The sequence below is a fragment of the Fischerella thermalis PCC 7521 genome (genome assembly GCF_000317225.1).
GTDB classification, from domain to species: domain Bacteria; phylum Cyanobacteriota; class Cyanobacteriia; order Cyanobacteriales; family Nostocaceae; genus Fischerella; species Fischerella thermalis.
In genome coordinates, this window is sequence record NZ_AJLL01000036.1 from 50,823 (window position 1) to 67,371 (window position 16,549).

The 16,549-nt window shown below is 41.3% G+C and carries 11 protein-coding genes and 1 pseudogene; 6 read left to right on the top strand and 6 right to left on the bottom strand.

Features of this window, described 5'->3' with window-relative positions:
* The first annotated feature begins 146 nt into the window (after nucleotides 1–146).
* A complete protein-coding gene (locus tag UYK_RS0108745) occupies nucleotides 147–1,289 on the top strand; it encodes a BMP family ABC transporter substrate-binding protein (protein ID WP_009456171.1) in 1,143 nt (380 codons plus the stop codon).
* A 291-nt stretch (nucleotides 1,290–1,580) separates the two neighbouring features.
* Here UYK_RS0108745 and UYK_RS24915 read toward each other — a convergent pair.
* Nucleotides 1,581–1,838, bottom strand: a pseudogene (locus UYK_RS24915) (CD225/dispanin family protein).
* A gap of 137 nt (nucleotides 1,839–1,975) precedes the next feature.
* Here UYK_RS24915 and UYK_RS0108755 point away from each other — a divergent pair.
* The 3 genes from UYK_RS0108755 (at nucleotide 1,976) to UYK_RS0108765 (ending at nucleotide 5,686) form a co-directional block, all read left to right on the top strand.
* Nucleotides 1,976–3,517 carry an ABC transporter ATP-binding protein gene (locus UYK_RS0108755; RefSeq protein ID WP_016871272.1) on the top strand — a complete coding sequence of 514 codons (1,542 nt, stop codon included), beginning with the start codon at nucleotides 1,976–1,978 and terminating at the stop codon, nucleotides 3,515–3,517.
* The gene (locus UYK_RS0108760) at nucleotides 3,510–4,571 is read left to right on the top strand and encodes an ABC transporter permease (RefSeq protein ID WP_009456168.1); all 1,062 of its coding nucleotides are present in this window, start codon (nucleotides 3,510–3,512) and stop codon (nucleotides 4,569–4,571) included. Before UYK_RS0108755 ends, UYK_RS0108760 begins: the two co-directional genes overlap by 8 nt.
* A gap of 200 nt (nucleotides 4,572–4,771) precedes the next feature.
* On the top strand, nucleotides 4,772–5,686 hold the full coding sequence (locus UYK_RS0108765) for an ABC transporter permease (RefSeq protein ID WP_009456165.1): 915 nt from the start codon (nucleotides 4,772–4,774) through the stop codon (nucleotides 5,684–5,686).
* 207 nt (nucleotides 5,687–5,893) lie between these two features.
* Here the strand turns inward: UYK_RS0108765 and UYK_RS0108770 are convergent, their stop codons facing one another.
* Nucleotides 5,894–6,322, bottom strand: coding sequence for an FKBP-type peptidyl-prolyl cis-trans isomerase (locus tag UYK_RS0108770; RefSeq protein WP_009456163.1), 429 nt, complete (start codon nucleotides 6,320–6,322; stop codon nucleotides 5,894–5,896).
* Nucleotides 6,323–6,731: 409 nt separating this feature from the next.
* Nucleotides 6,732–8,015, bottom strand: coding sequence for a dihydrolipoamide acetyltransferase family protein (locus UYK_RS0108775; RefSeq protein ID WP_009456160.1), 1,284 nt, complete (start codon nucleotides 8,013–8,015; stop codon nucleotides 6,732–6,734).
* A 239-nt stretch (nucleotides 8,016–8,254) separates the two neighbouring features.
* On the opposite strand from UYK_RS0108775, the gene UYK_RS0108780 reads away from it, so the two are divergent.
* On the top strand, nucleotides 8,255–8,776 hold the full coding sequence (locus UYK_RS0108780; RefSeq protein WP_009456158.1) for a hypothetical protein: 522 nt from the start codon (nucleotides 8,255–8,257) through the stop codon (nucleotides 8,774–8,776).
* A gap of 160 nt (nucleotides 8,777–8,936) precedes the next feature.
* On the opposite strand, the gene UYK_RS0108785 is transcribed toward UYK_RS0108780, so the two are convergent.
* The 3 genes from UYK_RS0108785 to recQ all read right to left on the bottom strand — a co-directional run bounded on the left by UYK_RS0108785 (nucleotide 8,937) and on the right by recQ (nucleotide 15,047).
* Nucleotides 8,937–9,386, bottom strand: a complete 450-nt coding sequence (locus UYK_RS0108785; RefSeq protein ID WP_009456156.1) for a YlqD family protein — start codon at nucleotides 9,384–9,386, stop codon at nucleotides 8,937–8,939.
* Between the two features lie 36 nt (nucleotides 9,387–9,422).
* Nucleotides 9,423–11,402: an AMP-dependent synthetase/ligase gene (locus UYK_RS0108790; RefSeq protein WP_009456154.1), complete on the bottom strand. Its 1,980-nt coding sequence runs from the start codon at nucleotides 11,400–11,402 to the stop codon at nucleotides 9,423–9,425.
* A 1,485-nt stretch (nucleotides 11,403–12,887) separates the two neighbouring features.
* Entirely contained in the window at nucleotides 12,888–15,047 is a 2,160-nt protein-coding gene (recQ, locus tag UYK_RS0108795) for a DNA helicase RecQ (RefSeq protein WP_009456152.1), read from the bottom strand.
* A 182-nt stretch (nucleotides 15,048–15,229) separates the two neighbouring features.
* Between recQ and UYK_RS0108800 the strand changes: the two genes are divergently transcribed.
* Entirely contained in the window at nucleotides 15,230–16,429 is a 1,200-nt protein-coding gene (locus UYK_RS0108800) for a Coenzyme F420 hydrogenase/dehydrogenase, beta subunit C-terminal domain (protein ID WP_009456151.1), read from the top strand.
* The last annotated feature ends 120 nt before the right edge of the window (nucleotides 16,430–16,549 follow it).

A 16,549-nucleotide genomic window follows, 5' to 3' on the forward strand; every position in this document is an offset into this window, starting at 1 on the left:
ACTTGTGATTATTTGCATATTTAGGTATATTGATCGCAAAAATAAAAGCTACAATCTAGCACATAATATAACTCAAAATAGCATCTACCACTTATTTAACACTAAAAAGAGAAATATTTTTAACATAGTGCGGATCAGCAATCAATATGGATCGTCGTCGGTTTATCAAGTACGCCTCCCTTACAGGAGCTGGTTTTACCTTTGTTGCTTGTTCTGGAGACAAATCTAATAATCCCCAGGGCGAAGTATCCCCTGGAACATCACCTGTAGCAGCGAATGAGCCTTTGAAGGTAGGATTTGTGTATGTAGGGCCTGTGGGTGATTTTGGATGGACTTATGCTCATGACCTTGGTCGTAGAGAAATGGAAGCAAATCTGCATGGTAGAGTGAGATCTACTTTTGTAGAAAATGTGAATGAAGGTGCTGATGCTGAGAGGATAATTCGTCAACTGGCGTTAGATGGTAATAAGTTGATTTTTACAACTTCTTTTGGTTACATGAACCCAACTATTAAAGTAGCCAAAGATTTTCCTCATGTATATTTTGAAAACTGTACTGGGTATAAACGCGCTACTAATGTTGGTACTTACTTAGGACGTTTTGAAGAACCACGCTATTTGACTGGCATGATTGCTGGTAAGATGACCAAATCTAATATCATCGGTTTTGTCGGAGCATACCCCATTCCAGAGGTAATTCGTGGTATAAATTCTTTTACTCAAGGACTACGGGCAGTAAACCCTAAGGCAAAAGTGAAAGTAGTGTGGGTACAAAGTTGGTACGACCCAGCTAAAGAAAGAGAAGCAGCACAGGCTTTAATTAATTTAGGTGCAGATGTGCTAACACAGCATACTGACTCTGCTGCTGTTGTGCAATTAGCAGAGGAAAAAGGTATTTTTGCATTTGGTTATAACACTGATATGAGTCGGTTTGGTGCAAAAGCACATTTAACATCAGCGATTAATAAGTGGGGGAAATTTTACACAGATAAAGCTTTGTCTGTAATCAATGGTACATGGAAAGCGGAGGATGTTTGGTTGGGAATCGGTCAAGGAATGGTGGATATCTCGCCTATCAATCCTGTAGTTCCTCAAGATGTGCAGCAATTGGTAATGGCGAAGCGGGAGGAATTTATTAAAGGTACTGCTCATCCGTTTGCAGGACCAGTAAAAGACCAAAAAGGTGGAGTACGGGTGCAGAAGGGTAAAGTTTTGCAGGATAAAGAACAACTAGCAATGAATTGGTATGTAGAGGGAGTTGAGGGGTCAATTCCGAAAGCAGAATCCTAATGTATACCTTTGTAGATATTTGTGCTGGGGTTCTAGGGGAAAAGTTATGCAAATCTGTCAAAACCCAAATTGCTCAAATCCTTTTCTTCCCGGTTTGAGATTTACTTTATAAATAGCCTCTAAAAAAATATAAAACTATTGCAGCTAAAATAATAGTACTTGTGAGTGCTGTTACTTTGAAACTTTTTTGAGTGAGAAATAAATATTTGCGGTGATAAAGTGTATTCATTTTCATAGAATTAAAAACAATGGTTTATATAGAGTTTATTGTTGAGTCAGTTAATCAGGAATCTATTGTGAACCCAAAAATGCCACAACAATAACGAATAAGATATAAAGTATGCCGAAAGCTAGTCCTGAACCAAAGGAGACCCAGCACCATGTTTTGGCACTTTTAGATGCTTGCATAGCACCCTCATAATCCCCGGCAGCTAATTTAGAATTTACTTATGCCGCATAAACGATCGCCACAATTCCGAATGGCAGACAGCAAAAAAGGGTAGTTAATATTGCTTGTGGCAAATAAGTCGGTATGTTCCGAGATTGCATTAAAAAATCCTTAAATTTAAATAACTATTGGCAATCGCTGTATAAAAATTACGCACCTTATAAGATATCAGAATGACCTGAAATCCTGTAAATCGACTTAATAAACTATAATAAATCGAGAATGTAGCAGAGGCAAAATGCAAGGGTTAAATGACCTGATTCCCCGTTTGCAAGTAAGGAATATTACCAAGTCTTATTCTGGTTTTTTCGCAAATAATCAGGTGAATTTGACAATTCAACCGGGTGAAATTCATGCTCTGTTGGGAGAAAATGGGGCGGGTAAGAGTACCCTGATGAAAATTATCTATGGGGTGGTGCGTCCTGAAAGTGGTGAAATATTTTGGGAAGGAAAACGAGTTGACATCACCAACCCAGCCAAAGCGCGATCGCTTGGTATTGGTATGGTGTTTCAGCACTTTTGTTTGTTTGAAACCTTGACTGTAACTGAAAATATCGCCCTAGCGCTTCCTGCTAGCGAACAATGGAATTTAGGACAAGTTAATCGCAAAATTCGTGTTTTATCTCAAGAATACGCTTTAGATATCAACCCAGATTCCCCAGTTTATACATTATCTGTAGGTGAAAAGCAGCGAGTAGAAATCATTCGTTGTCTGTGTGTTGCTACCAAGTTACTGATTTTGGATGAGCCCACGGCGGTTTTAACTCCCCAAGAAACAGAAAAGCTATTTCTGACATTGCAGCAAATTGCTGCTGGTGGTTGCAGTATTTTATTCAGCAGCCACAAATTACAAGAAGTGCGATCGCTATGCACTCATGCAACAATATTGCGGAATGGCGAGGTGATAGCAGAGTGTAACCCCCAAGCAGAGACAATCGACAGTTTAGCAAGGATGATGATAGGCGAGGATGAGGGACACGGGGGACAAGGGGAATACGGAAAATATCACACTCCCCCCACCTCCCCCATCTGCTTCCAAGTCCGCGATTTGTGTTTGGAATCAAAGCATCCTTTAGGAATATCGTTGCAGCACATTAATTTGGAGGTTCGCAGTGGTGAAATTGTCGGGATTGCGGGAGTTGCAGGTAATGGACAAAGGGAACTCCTAGCAGTTTTGAGTGGTGAAGTAATCTGTCCCAAAGCAGACATGATCATGTTGGGAGAAATACCTATCGGTGATTGTGATGTACCCCAACGTCGGCGTTTGGGTTTGGCGTATATCCCAGAAGAACGTTTGGGGGTGGCTATCGTACCAAATATGAACCTCTTGGAAAATGCTTTGTTAACAGGCTACTCCCAAGGATTATTACGAAATGGTATGATTCGGCAACGCAAGTTAAAAGCTTGGACTAGGAGAATTTGCGACGCCTTTAATGTCAAACAAGTAGGGTTGAATTCGCTTGCTGCAAATTTATCGGGTGGTAATCTACAGAAGTTTATTGTAGGGCGAGAGATTCAGCAAAACCCGACTATTTTGATTGCAGCACATCCGAGTTGGGGTGTGGATGTGAACGCAACTGTAACCATCCATCAAGCTTTCATGGAAATGCGAAATATGGGTGCAGGGGTGCTAGTGGTTTCCGAAGATTTGGACGAGTTGTTGACGTTGTGCGATCGCATTGGCGTCATCTACAAAGGACAGCTCTCTCCCTTTATACCAATTGCAGATATCAGTCGCGAAAAAATTGGTCGTTGGATGGGAGGAGTGAGTTTTGTTTGACTTCAAATTAGAACCCCGTGAACAACCCGCCAAAATTTGGTTAATTTTATCACCCCTACTGGCATTACTAGGAACAGTGATCGTCGGATTATTTCTGTTTCGTTTCTTAGGTAAATCTCCAATTACTGCATTCACGACTTTATTTATTACGCCTCTAAGTAGCTTGTATGGAATCACAGAAATCGCAGTCAAAGCAGCACCAATTATTTTAATTGCTGTTGGTTTAGCTGTATGTTTTCAAGCCCAAGTGTGGAATATTGGTGCCGAGGGACAATTTACCCTGGGAGCAATTTTTGCTAGTACCGTAGCTTTAGTATTTGCTAATATAGATAACTATATTGTACTCCTACTTTCTTTATTAGCTGGAATATTAGGTGGTGCAACTTGGGCTAGCATTCCAGCTGTGTTAAAAGTAAACTTTCATACTAACGAAATTCTCACAAGTTTAATGCTAAATTATGTAGCAGTTTCTCTTTTAAATTATTTAGTCAGAGGTATTTTACAAGACCCCCAAGGATATAACTTTCCTGAATCTGCACCCTTTAGCGAATTCGCCAGTTTGCCATCATTAATTACCGGCACACGGTTACATTTGGGTGTAATTTTTGCCCTGATAGCAGCAATCTTAATCTGGGGAATGCTGCAACAGACATTTTTTGGTTTTAGCGTAAAGGTAATTGGTGCAAGTCCCAATGCAGCAAATTATGCTGGGATCAAAAGCGATCGCATTATTTGGCTGAGTTTACTTATCAGTGGTGGTTTAGCAGGTTTAGCTGGTGCGTGTGAAGTTCTCGGTCCCATTGGACAACTACGCCCTTTCATTTCTCCTGGTTACGGTTACGCGGCTATTCTGGCAGCATTTGTTGGTCGTTTACATCCATTGGCAATTATTTTATCTAGTTTGCTGATGGCACTGTTTTATGTCGGCAGTGAATTATTACAGATAAAATTGGGACTTCCCTTAGCTTTAGCAGGAGTTTTTCAAGGTATTGTATTTTTCTTTCTTTTGGCAGGTGATTTATTAGTTTATAAGCGGATAGTCAAGAGTCAATAGTCAATTGTCATTTGTGATTAACCGCTAACTGCCAGCACTTTCAAGGTATAGTCTGGCTAATGAAAATTCCTTGGCGTCTTAGTGTCTTTGTGTTTCAAAAAGAAATTTGATTCACCACCAAGACACTAAGACACAAAGAAAACTTGTTTTTATTGGATTGCACCACCAAAGGTCTATCACTAACTACTAACCACCAACAAATGATTTTTACCAACATTCTCAACGATACTTTACGTGCAGCTACACCTTTAATTTTGGCCGCATTGGGTGAATTAGTGGCAGAAAAATCGGGGGTTTTAAATCTTGGTGTAGAGGGAATGATGCTGGTTGGGGCTGCTAGTGGTTTTATTGTTGCTTCAGTTACAGATAATATCTATTTGGGGTTCTTGATTGCTTTAGTTGCAGGTATAGCGATCGCCTTTATTCATGCAGTGCTAACAATTAATATAAGTACCAATCAAGTAGCAACAGGTTTAGCCCTTAGCATCTTTGGTTCTGGACTCAGTGCTTTTATAGGTGCAGATTATGTTGGTCAAACAATTACTGGATTGCAACCTCTAAGCATTCCAATTTTGGAATCTATGCCTGTGATTGGGAAAGCTTTTTTTCAGCAAGATATTTTGGTGTATCTCTCAGTGATTTTGGTATTTTTGGTTGCTTGGTTTTTGCAAAAAACGCGCTCAGGGCTGATATTGCGTAGTGTAGGTGAATCAACCACAGCAGCCTATGCTTTGGGTTTACCTGTAAATGGAGTACGTTATTTAGCAGTTTTGTTTGGTGGGGCGATGGCAGGGTTAGCAGGGGCCTATCTTTCCCTAGTGTATACACCTTTTTGGGCAGAAAATATGACTGCTGGACGGGGATGGATTGCGATCGCTTTAGTTGTGTTTGCAACTTGGAAACCAATGAGAATCTTGCTGGGTGCTTATTTATTTGGTGGAGTCAGCGCTATCCAGTTAGTTTTGCAAGGACTAGGGGTAGGTATTTCTCCTTATCTTTTGTCCTCTTTGCCTTACCTTGCAACTATCTTAGTACTAACCCTCATCTCACGGGATGCTACCCGTATTCAACTAGTAGCACCAGCATCACTGGGAAAACCATTGCAGAAATTATGAGTTATGAATTATGAATTATGAAATTCATGTTTGAATTGTAGTGGTGATGAAGATTATGTTTTATTAAAGCGAACACAGATGCACACAGATACACACAGATGAATTACAGCAGTTGCGATCGCTAGTGCGGTTGCTCATGCGACGGGTGTAGGGTTGCGTCAATATAACAATGTTACCCGAACGAGTTTGGCAAGCGATCGCTTTCCATTAGTTAATCTGGATTAACTGGATATCAAATATCAGTTCTTGTCCTGCTAGGGGGTGGTTAGCATCGAGAGTAATTTGAGAGTCTGAAACCTCTGTGACAACTACGGGTATGGCTTGACCATTACTCTGAGAAATTTGTAACATTTGACCCACCTCTATAGATACATCTGTGGGGATGCGTTCTTTGTCAACTACCATGACTAATTCTGGGCGATAAGGACCGTAGGCTTCATCTGCTGGAATATTTGTCCTTTTAGATTCTCCTGGGGTCATACCAACTACAGCTTGTTCAAAGCCGGGAATAACTAATCCTTCACCAATCGAAAACTGCAACGGTTCTCGCTCAACAGAAGTGTCAAATACTGTGCCATCATCTAGCTTACCTGTATAGTGAACTTTCACAGTATCACCTAGTTTGGCTTGTCCCATTTTCGTCTCCTTCAAAATTTTAGTTCACTACACCTACCCACCCTAGTACTTCTACGAGCAAATGTATCCCGATTTTGTTATTTATTAAGATTTCAATTTTGTCAGAGACAAGATCACCGACTTCTTTGAGAAGTCGGTGATCTGAGCTTTGCGATTCTCACAAATCATATAGTAGGATTGCTATATTAGCCCCAAATTTATTTGAGGGCGGTATTTTGGGATTTCTTGAAATTGTTGCAAGATGTCATATCATGTCCGTTTGAGGACTGATCATATCTGTGAAGGTCGGTAATCGATAATCGGTAATGACAAAAACCAATTACCAATTACCTATTACCCATTACCAACACATGCGCATAATACTAGTCTTCAAGCTAACAGGATATACAGTATTTTCACTGTTTTTCCCTTACATAGTCAAAGATTGCGGATTAGTCTCAATCAACTTCGCCAAATCTTGCAAGAACGCCGCAGCATGAGCACCATAGATAATCCGGTGATCGCTGGTCATGTTGACCTGCATTTGTTGCTTGATGCCAAACATGCCATCGGCTGTAGCAACGACTTGGGGGCGGGATGCACCGATCGCTAATATTGAACCCTGTCCGGGTGGTAAGATTGCATCAAATCTATCGACGCCAAACATGCCTAAGTTAGACAATGTAAATGTACCGGTGCTGTATTCTTCTGGTTGCAGCTTTTTAACTCTTGCCCTTTCTACCAAAGACTTCCAAGTCCGAGATAAAGAATAGATATCCAGCTGATCGGCGTTTTGCAACACTGGTGTAATTAATCCACCATCATCCATAGCTACTGCTACAGCTACGTTGATGCTAGCAGGATAAACAATGCCTTGATCTGAGTAATTGGCGTTAATCAATGGATGTTTTTGCAGTGTCACCGCTACGGCTTTGGCTAGTAGGGCGGTCATTGTCACACCCTTAGATTTAATTTGTTTATATAATTTGTCCAACGCATCAGTGGTGATTGTGTAACCTACATGGATCACAGGCACTGATAAGCTAGCGACCATATTCCGTGCCACAGCACTTTGTAAGGTATTCAAAGGTACTACTTGACCGGGAACTGCGGCAACTGCTGGTGTGGTTGCAACCGCAGTAACCACTGGTGCTGGGGTGATAGGAGCAGCGCTAGCGGGTGGCTGGCTGGTTTTGCCGATCACGGCTTGCACATCTTCGGCAACAATACGACCGTAAGGACCACTACCAGAGATGTTACTCAAATCCACTTTGAGTTCTTTAGCTAATTTGCGGGCGCGGGGTGAAGCTACAACCCTTCCAGAGCGGTGGTTAGAGCCGTTGTGAGTCGCCAAGGCAGGCTTTTCGGACGCAGCTGTGTCTGCGGTTTTTGTGGGAGCAGCAGTAGCAGTAGTTTCCTGTTTTGCAGCGCCAGCGCCTTGGGCTTGAGACTTGGCTGTTTCAATTTCGGCTTCAGTTTCTGCCAAGAGGGCGATCGCAGCTCCCACTGGTGCGGTTTCACCAGCTTGCACAATAATATGAGCCAGATATCCTTCATAAAAGGATTCCACATCCATATCTGCCTTATCCGACTCGACAACCACCACTGTTTCGCCTTTTTCCACTTTATCCCCAGGCGATTTTTCCCAGGAGACAATTTTTCCTTCAGTCATAGTGGAACTAAGTGCGGGCATGAATACTTCGTAAATGCTCATAGGGGGTTTGGCGAATCGATAAATTTATAGACTTTAACAAAATTAATGCCAGATCGAATTGTATCCTGAGGACCGACGAGAGGAACTATTCTATTACCTACTGGTCTACTAATTTGTATTTCTTATCATGGCTGCTTACATCAGAACAATTACTCAAAAGTCAGAGGAACTTGAGTAATCTCTCAATCTAAAATGCAAAAGTGATAAATAAACAGTTTGAAAGCGCTTTTTAAGTTTATATGTCGGCAAAGTTGAAAATTTTGGTAATTCTGGTACTAAGTATCTTTGCCACCGCTGTTGCTGGAGTATATTTAACTAATCGCCAGCAACATGCTCTGACTGCCAATAGCACCAGATCACAGCAGCACTCTTCTGCGGTAGCCTCGGCTCAAGAGATTGTCACCAATCCAGAACGGGCTAATTACAAAACAGTACCTTTAGACAGTATTAAATCTGTTCTCCAAGGTACTGATCCAGCTGCTTTGGCTCTTGATGCTTTTGACTCTTATCAACTAGAGCAAGGGACACGTAAGGTAGAGGTATATTATCCACACCCCAATCAGGCGTTAGTCACAATCACCCAAACTAACCAAGGAAAGAAAGCAGCTAAAGCCGTCAAATACCGAGTTGAATTGGCAAGCTTTGGGCGATCGCTACTGGCGAGTTCACCTCCTCTGTGGCAAATTGTTTGGGCTGGTTCCCAAGAGAAATGTTTTTCCAACCAAGATCAGGAAAATTTGGTCAAGGTGATTTGCCAGTAGATGCTTACAAGATAATAGGAACTCTCAACAACAGGAGCAAGCAGTAAGGAGAGACTAAGTGTGGTGTGAGGAGTTTACAGTCGTCAGCTAGCAGTTATTAGTTATTAGATTTGTGAGCTCACTGATCACTGTTCACTGTTAACTGAAGTTAGCATCGAGCTTATACATCGCCACGAATTTCTTCTACAACACCATCACGCAACACAACTTCGACCTGCATTTTGCTAATTAAATTATCCCCTGGTTCCACACGGAAAAAACCTTCCATCTGAAATTGATTAACTTCTTGGTCTAAGTCTAAAAGCTGCACTTGCTGGAGGTTTTGCAGACTTTGATTTTTTTGCTCTAGCAGCTCACTTTTCTTTTGATTGACCTGGTATTGAATGCTTTCAATTTGTTGGAGGGTTTGGGGACCAGGCGGTTGCAGATTTTGTTTTTGTACTTCTGCGATCGCCCTTTGTCCTTGGATGTCCAACTGTTGCAATTGCTGGTCAATTTGATTGATTTGCGCTTGTAGTTGCTGCTGCACTTCCTCTTTCCACAAGGGAGTGACAATGGCTTTAATGTTGACGACACGCTTTAAAAGCAGTTGAGGTTTGGAGACATCCATAAAAGAGTTCACGTTTGTTGAGAGTTTGCAGTGGACTTATGAGGCAAACATGCCGTTAATAATATCGTGATAGTGTTGCATCACGACATGCCGCTTGATTTTCAGTGTTTGGGTCATCATGCCATTTTCAATCGAAAATGGCTCGAGAATTAACTTGAACGGGCCAATGCGGTCATCTGGCCGATAGCCTGGACGGTTTTGCACTTCCCGATTCAGTTCTTGCCGAAATAAATCCTGGATTATTTTACTCTCCAGGTTTATTTTTTGACTGGTAGCCGCAGTAACATTTTCATCCTCTATAGTTAGTTGGAGATTCCCAGAAGCTGCCCATTTTTCTAAGGCTTCTAAATTCGGAACAATTAAAGCACCCAGAGATTTACGATCTTGCCCAACCAACATAATCTGATCTATGTAGGGCGATCGCAAACAAGCATCCTCTATCGGTTGTGGTTCGATATTTTCCCCATTCGTTAATACAATCGTATCTTTTGCCCGTCCGGTCAGAATTAAGTCATTTTGGGGTGTTACCCAACCCAAATCACCGCTATCAAACCAACCTTCAGGGTCAATAGCTTTGGCTGTGGCTTCGGGATTTTGGTAATAACCTTGCATAATTTGTGGCCCCCGCAGCAACACTAACCCCCGTTCTCCTGTTGGTAGCTCTTTTTTAGTCTCTGGATCAACTATTTTAGTTTCTGTACCTGGGATTGGTTGCCCAGCTGCACCGCGTAAGTTCCGCCAGTGACGTCGTGCATGGGTGACAGGGGAAGTTTCTGTCAAGCCATAACCCACCAAAATCTCGACACCAAGAATTTCAAAAAAGTCATCTACATGCTTCGGAAGCGCACCACCGCCGCTAATCATTTGCTTGACTCTACCGCCTGTCGCTTCCCTGACTTTGCTATAAACTAGTTTTTCTCCCAAGGCATACAAAGGTGATAAAGCAGCAACTTGTAAACTAGCTGTTAAGCGATCGCCCATACTAGGGTTGAGATTTTCTAAATTCAAACCCGTCAAAGTCCGGCGCGCTTTTATATATTTCTCGCCTATCTCGAAAAAGAAGTTAATTAAGCGTTGTCGAGAAGCTGGCTGTTCACGAAACTGTTTTTGTGCTCCTTCATAAATAGATTCTAAAAGGCGTGGGACTGCTACCATGTAATGAGGTTGATATTCTTTCAAATCTCGTTTGATAGAGCGGAGGTTGGTATAAACCTGAGTACAACCTTGAGAAAGGAGAAAATATTCGCAACTACGTTCATAGCTGTGCCAGGTAGGGAGAATACTCAAAACTATATCTCCAGGACGGGGTTGCACAACTACCGGGATAGCTACGATTTGGTGCATCAAATTGCGATGAGTCAGCATTACTCCTTTCGGTTTTCCCGTAGTGCCAGAGGTATAAATTAGGGTAGCCAAATCACTAAGGTTGCGTTTGACTGGTTGTAGGGAATGCTGAGCGCCAATTTCCATCAACTGGCTGAATGTATACAACTTTAGAGTTTCCGCTTCCGGTAATGCTTCGTTGCTGAGTACAATCACAAATTGAATGGGCAAATCATTCAGGCTACCGCGTAGTTTATTGAGTGTTTTTAAATCTTCCACTACTAGCGCTGTGCTGCCACTGTTAGCCACAATGAAAAGTAATTCTTCTTTGTCGGCTTGGGAACTCCGCACCGCATCCACCCCTCCCGCAGTCATAATTCCCTGATCAGCAATCAACCAACGAGGACTGTTGTCAGCAATCAGGGAAATGCGATCGCCTGCTTGTACACCCAAAGCCTGTAAGCCAGCTGCAAATCGTTGAATTTGCTGACATAATTCAGTATAAGTTAACACTACTTCGGGTTTAGCATGAGGATCGCGCAGAGCAACAATATTACCAAATTTTTGTGCAGCTAAAGGCCAAATTTCTGGTAGCGACTCCACACTAGAATAATCAGCCGAATTCTTGATTGCTTCACGTTCATGGGCAGTGATATTAGCAAGAAAAGCATTTTCTACAAAAGTTTTTGACATAACACTATAGCCTAAGTAATCAACAGTTTATTTTTCCAGCTTATGCTGCAATCAGGATAAAATACCCAATCTCGATAGACACTATTTATTTTGTCTAAAAAATTTTTGAGGATTTGATGTACATATATATAAAAATCTATATTAAAATTAAAGAGTATAAACAAAAAGTAATACCAACTTTGGTTTTTAGTTGGTTTAAATTATTTGTTTGACCAACTAAAAACAGTAGACACCTGTTATCAAGGTTGGGTGACGTGAAAACCTGATTTTTTAAAAGTGATGGATGAAATGGCGCGTCACCCGGTGATGGGTAATCGGTAATTGGTAAGAAATTGTTCTAATTTTTCCAATTACCAATTGACAATTACCAATTACCAGGACAACCCCGCAAATAAATATTGGGTTCCTAATTTTATGCGGCGGTATCCGCTCAACCAAAGCTAATGAAAAGAGAAAAGGTGATTACCTATGGATCGCATAGATGTTACATTGCTGACTTTAATTAGTACAATTGCTTGCCTAACATTTCCCAAGCTTTTAAGTATCATTACCGATCCAAAAATCAAACCTACCAGACTCTTGCAGAAAGTTTCTACTCCAAGGAACACTCAACAGGGAATTACTAGCTTCCCATTCTGTACGTCTTATGCATTAACAGGTAGCCCATCATGTAAATTTAGTCCTCGTTTTTGTGGGAGATGTTCCCCAAATTAATGTTGCATTTGAGTATCAAAATAGATAACTTTTAGTAAAAATTTCAGGGGCATTAATTCTTATTCTCAACTTTAAATTATTAAACCAGACCTTTCAAGGTGACTCGAAAAATCTCTTTTTTCTCTATGCGACCTCTGTGTCTCTGCGACTTAAAAGCAATTAAATTAACCGCAGAGGAACGGAGAGCACAGAGGCAAGAAGTTCAAGAGAGATTGTTTGACTAAAATTTTTATCCACGTTGAAAGGGCTGGCATATTAAATTTTAATATTGCTTTTTTTTAAGTTCGTGAAATACTAAAAGCAACGGCTCTTCAAATTTACACTATTTCATCAGTTTTTACAATCCCCATAGATAGAGTTAGTATCTAAACAAAACTTAAAATTAAAAATAGCTTATACAAATTAGAAGAAATTTCTAACAATCTGCTCTATCAATTTTAGAAATTTAGTTTCAAAATATAGTACGTAGATACAGATAAAAAAAGGGGGATTCTCTATGGGTTTGATGGATGGTTTATTCCTGACTTTGATTAGTACTGTGATTTGTGTTGTCTTCCCCAAAGTTTTATATATAGTTTTGGCAAGAAAGAACAAACCCACCGCATCATCGCCAAGGATTACAAAGACACAGGAGATTCACACAGAAGTGGCGAGTTCTTTGTAATTAGCTCAAAATAAACACAGAGTTTCGCGAGGTTTTCCCATTGCCAATTACCCATTACCAATTACCGACCCCAACAAGTGTCTTTGTGGTTAATTATCCCTATTGAGCTAGCTTTTGTGACTCTTTTTGCGCCACTGACTTCTAACTAAACGAATCTCTTCAAAGCTATAATTATCACCAAGATATTCTTTAATGGGGGTAAGGGCAATATCTCCAAGAATTTCTAATACTTGCAAAATTTTTTGCTGTTTTTCTAGTGGTACTAAGTGATTTATGTCTATAGGTTGATTTTTCTCAATCAAATCGCAGAGGTGGCTAAAAATAGTTGTTGGACGTAGGTTGCGTTTTTCAGCAATTTCGGAAACGCTCAAGCCTTGTTGATATAGCAGCAAAGTTTGTAATGCTGTAGCAGAAACTGAAGTCAGGGAAGATGTAGGATTGAGTTTCGGTTCTTGAGCATTATGTTCTTGACAATAAGCACGGATTTCGGCAATAAATTTATCGCCGTATTGATTTAGTTTATGGCTACCTACCCCGGAAAGTCGGCTAAATGCGTCCTTGGTTTGGGGTTTAACTTGAGCCATTAATTTGAGAGTAGAGTCGGCGAAGATAACATAAGGTGGAACAGATTGTTCATCTGCAAGTTGTTTACGTAGCGATCGCAACCTCTGCAATAGCATTTCTGCTTCTACAGTTTTAGCGTTATCCTCTTTCCAAGTAAGCTTTTGGGTGACAGTGACAGGAATAGAAACGGTACGCTGTCGCCGCATGACTTCCCAACTTAGGGCGTTAAGTTTTAAAACAGCGTAACCATCGGTGCTTTGTTCTATTAAACCTTGATGTAATAAGGAACGTCCCAGCATCCGCCATTCTTCCACACTTTTATCTTTACCGATACCGTAGGTGGATAGTTTGTCGTGTTCGTATTGAGCAATTTTTTGGGTTTTTGCTCCCCGTAGAACATCTATAATGTGTCCCATGCCAAACTTTTCTTTGCAACGGGCGACACAAGATAAAAATTTCATTGCTTCCACTGTCCAATCTTGCACTGGTTTAGGATAGCGACAGTTATCACAATTATCACAATTCCCCAGAAAACGTTCGCCAAAATAACTGAGTTGAATTGTGCGGCGACAGTCTGTACCTTCGGCGTAATCTATCATCTGTCGCAATTGTTGTTTGGCTATTAACTGTTCTTGTGGTTCGCTTTTTTGATTGATGAGAAATTCGATGATTTTGACATCAGCGTAACTGAAAAAAAGTGTACAACGTGAAGCTTCCCCATCTCTACCCGCCCTACCTGATTCTTGATAGTAACTTTCTAAGTTACGGGGTATATCAAAGTGAATCACAAACCGCACATCTGGTTTATTGATACCCATACCAAAGGCGATTGTCGCTACCATAACTCGCACATCATCACGAATAAAGCGAGTTTGATTTTGAGTCCGTTCTTCGTCTGTTAAACCAGCATGGTAGGGGAGAGCAGATACTTGATCATGTTGCAGTTTAAAGGTGATTTCGTCAACTTTTTTGCGAGTTAAACAGTAAATAATTCCCGAACCTTCAGAATCGCGGATCAGTTCTAGGAGTTCGGCGTAAGCATTCTTTTTTTTAGGACGAACTTCGTAGTAAAGATTTTGGCGGTTGAAGCTGGCGATGTGGATGCTAGGGTTTTGTAACCCCAATTGTTGAATGATATCATTACGGACGCGATCAGTAGCGGTAGCTGTAAATGCCCAAGTCGGCACATCAGCGTAACGTTTTCGCAGTAAGATTAACTGGCGATATTCTGGGCGGAAGTCGTGTCCCCACTCAGAAACACAGTGCGCTTCATCAATAGCAAAGGCGGAAATACCAACTTGATGATGGATTAGATCTAGAAATGGGAGAAATCTATCACTGACAAGGCGTTCTGGAGCGACGTAGAGTAACTTAACTTTACCTTGGAGAATGTATTGTTCACGCGATCGCGTTTGGTAAGAGTTCAGACTGCTGTTGAGAAATGTGGCTGCTACACCGTTTTTTCGCAGTGCTTCCACTTGATCTTGCATCAAAGCAATTAAAGGTGAGACTACCACAGTCAAGCCTTTTTTGATCAGTGCTGGTAGTTGAAAGCACAGCGACTTACCACCGCCTGTAGGCATAATAATCAGCAAATCCCGATTAGAAAGCGCATCTTCAACAATTTCTCTTTGTCCGGGGCGAAAATTATCATAACCGAAGTGATATTTCAGCGCTTTTTCTAATTGAGAGTACTGAGACATAGCGATCGCTTTTTTAGGCTTTCTGGGTAGGTAGTGATGAAGATACCAGGATTTTAACAATCCCCCGGCTGGAAGTTGCAATAATCATGATTATTGATTTTGATGTTCTTTGGCACTCGTTTGGTACTAATCTCTGAGATAGTGTGAAATAAAGAATCTGAGTTTTTAAAGAAGAAATTTTAATGACCTCAGTAGATTTTCCCAAACACAAAAAAGCCAAAGCCCTCAAACCCGGTAGCCGTCGCCCTGCTAAAGAACTGTGCAGCGAATGTGGATTGTGTGATACATACTATATTCATTATGTCAAGGAAGCCTGTGCTTTTATTAATCAACAGGTAGACGAACTCGAAGCACAGACACACACTCGTTCTCGCGATTTAGATAATGCTGATGAACTTTATTTTGGTGTTCATCAAAGTATGATGGCGGCGCGGAAACAGCAGCCGATTCCTGGTGCACAATGGACGGGAATTGTGAGTACGATCGCCATTGAAATGCTGAATCGGGGAATGGTAGAAGGCGTGGTCTGTGTGCAAAATACCAAAGAAGACCGCTTCGGACCTATGCCTGTGATTGCCCGGACTCCAGAAGAAATACTAGCAGCGCGGGTAAATAAACCGACACTTTCACCAAATCTTTCTGTTTTGGAACAAGTAGAAAAATCAGGAATGAAGCGGCTGTTGGTGATTGGTGTTGGTTGCCAAATCCAAGCTTTGCGGACTGTGGAAAAGCAATTGGGTCTGGAAAAGCTTTATGTCTTAGGTACACCCTGTGTAGATAATGTGACTCGTGCTGGACTGCAAAAATTCTTGGAAACCACAAGTAGATCGCCTGATACCGTTGTGCATTACGAGTTTATGCAGGACTTCCGGGTTCACTTTAAGCACGAAGATGGATCAACAGAAACAGTTCCTTTTTTTGGCTTGAAAACAAATCAACTCAAGGATGTGTTTGCCCCTTCCTGTATGAGTTGTTTTGACTACGTCAATTCCCTAGCTGATTTGGTAGTTGGATATATGGGCGCACCCTTCGGCTGGCAATGGATTGTAGTCAGAAATGAACGCGGTCGGGAAATGCTGGAATTGGTCAAAGACCAGTTAGAAACTCAGCCAGTCATGTCCAAAGGCGATCGCACAGCAGCAGTCCAACAAAGTATACCAGCTTACGATAAAGGTGTTACCCTACCGATGTGGGCAGCAAAACTTATGGGTGTAGTAATTGAAAAAATCGGCCCCAAAGGTTTGGAATACGCCCGTTTCTCGATAGATTCCCACTTCACCCGCAATTATCTCTATGTCAAACGGAATCATCCTGAGAAATTAGAGGAACATGTTCCAGAGTATGCCAAGCGTATTGTAGGGCAGTATAAATTGCCGGAATAATGTTGTTGGTTGTTGGTTGTTTGTTGGTTGGAACTGAGATATTGCAGCCCACTCCATCGCCCAGAACTAAAGTTCCGGGCTTATAGCTGAAGTCCATTTAAATGGACTGAGGAAAATTTT

What these genes read in the sequence shown, in the direction of transcription:
- UYK_RS0108770 (WP_009456163.1), bottom strand. Translation starts at nt 6,322, where the DNA reads ATGGGACAAGCCAAACTAGGTGATACTGTGAAAGTTCACTATACAGGT.
- UYK_RS0108780 (WP_009456158.1), top strand. Translation starts at nt 8,255, where the DNA reads ATGTCGGCAAAGTTGAAAATTTTGGTAATTCTGGTACTAAGTATCTTT.
- UYK_RS0108785 (WP_009456156.1), bottom strand. Translation starts at nt 9,386, where the DNA reads ATGGATGTCTCCAAACCTCAACTGCTTTTAAAGCGTGTCGTCAACATT.
- UYK_RS0108745 (WP_009456171.1), top strand. Translation starts at nt 147, where the DNA reads ATGGATCGTCGTCGGTTTATCAAGTACGCCTCCCTTACAGGAGCTGGT.
- UYK_RS0108755 (WP_016871272.1), top strand. Translation starts at nt 1,976, where the DNA reads ATGCAAGGGTTAAATGACCTGATTCCCCGTTTGCAAGTAAGGAATATT.
- recQ (WP_009456152.1), bottom strand. Translation starts at nt 15,047, where the DNA reads ATGTCTCAGTACTCTCAATTAGAAAAAGCGCTGAAATATCACTTCGGT.
- UYK_RS0108775 (WP_009456160.1), bottom strand. Translation starts at nt 8,015, where the DNA reads ATGAGCATTTACGAAGTATTCATGCCCGCACTTAGTTCCACTATGACT.
- UYK_RS0108765 (WP_009456165.1), top strand. Translation starts at nt 4,772, where the DNA reads ATGATTTTTACCAACATTCTCAACGATACTTTACGTGCAGCTACACCT.
- UYK_RS0108800 (WP_009456151.1), top strand. Translation starts at nt 15,230, where the DNA reads ATGACCTCAGTAGATTTTCCCAAACACAAAAAAGCCAAAGCCCTCAAA.
- UYK_RS0108790 (WP_009456154.1), bottom strand. Translation starts at nt 11,402, where the DNA reads ATGTCAAAAACTTTTGTAGAAAATGCTTTTCTTGCTAATATCACTGCC.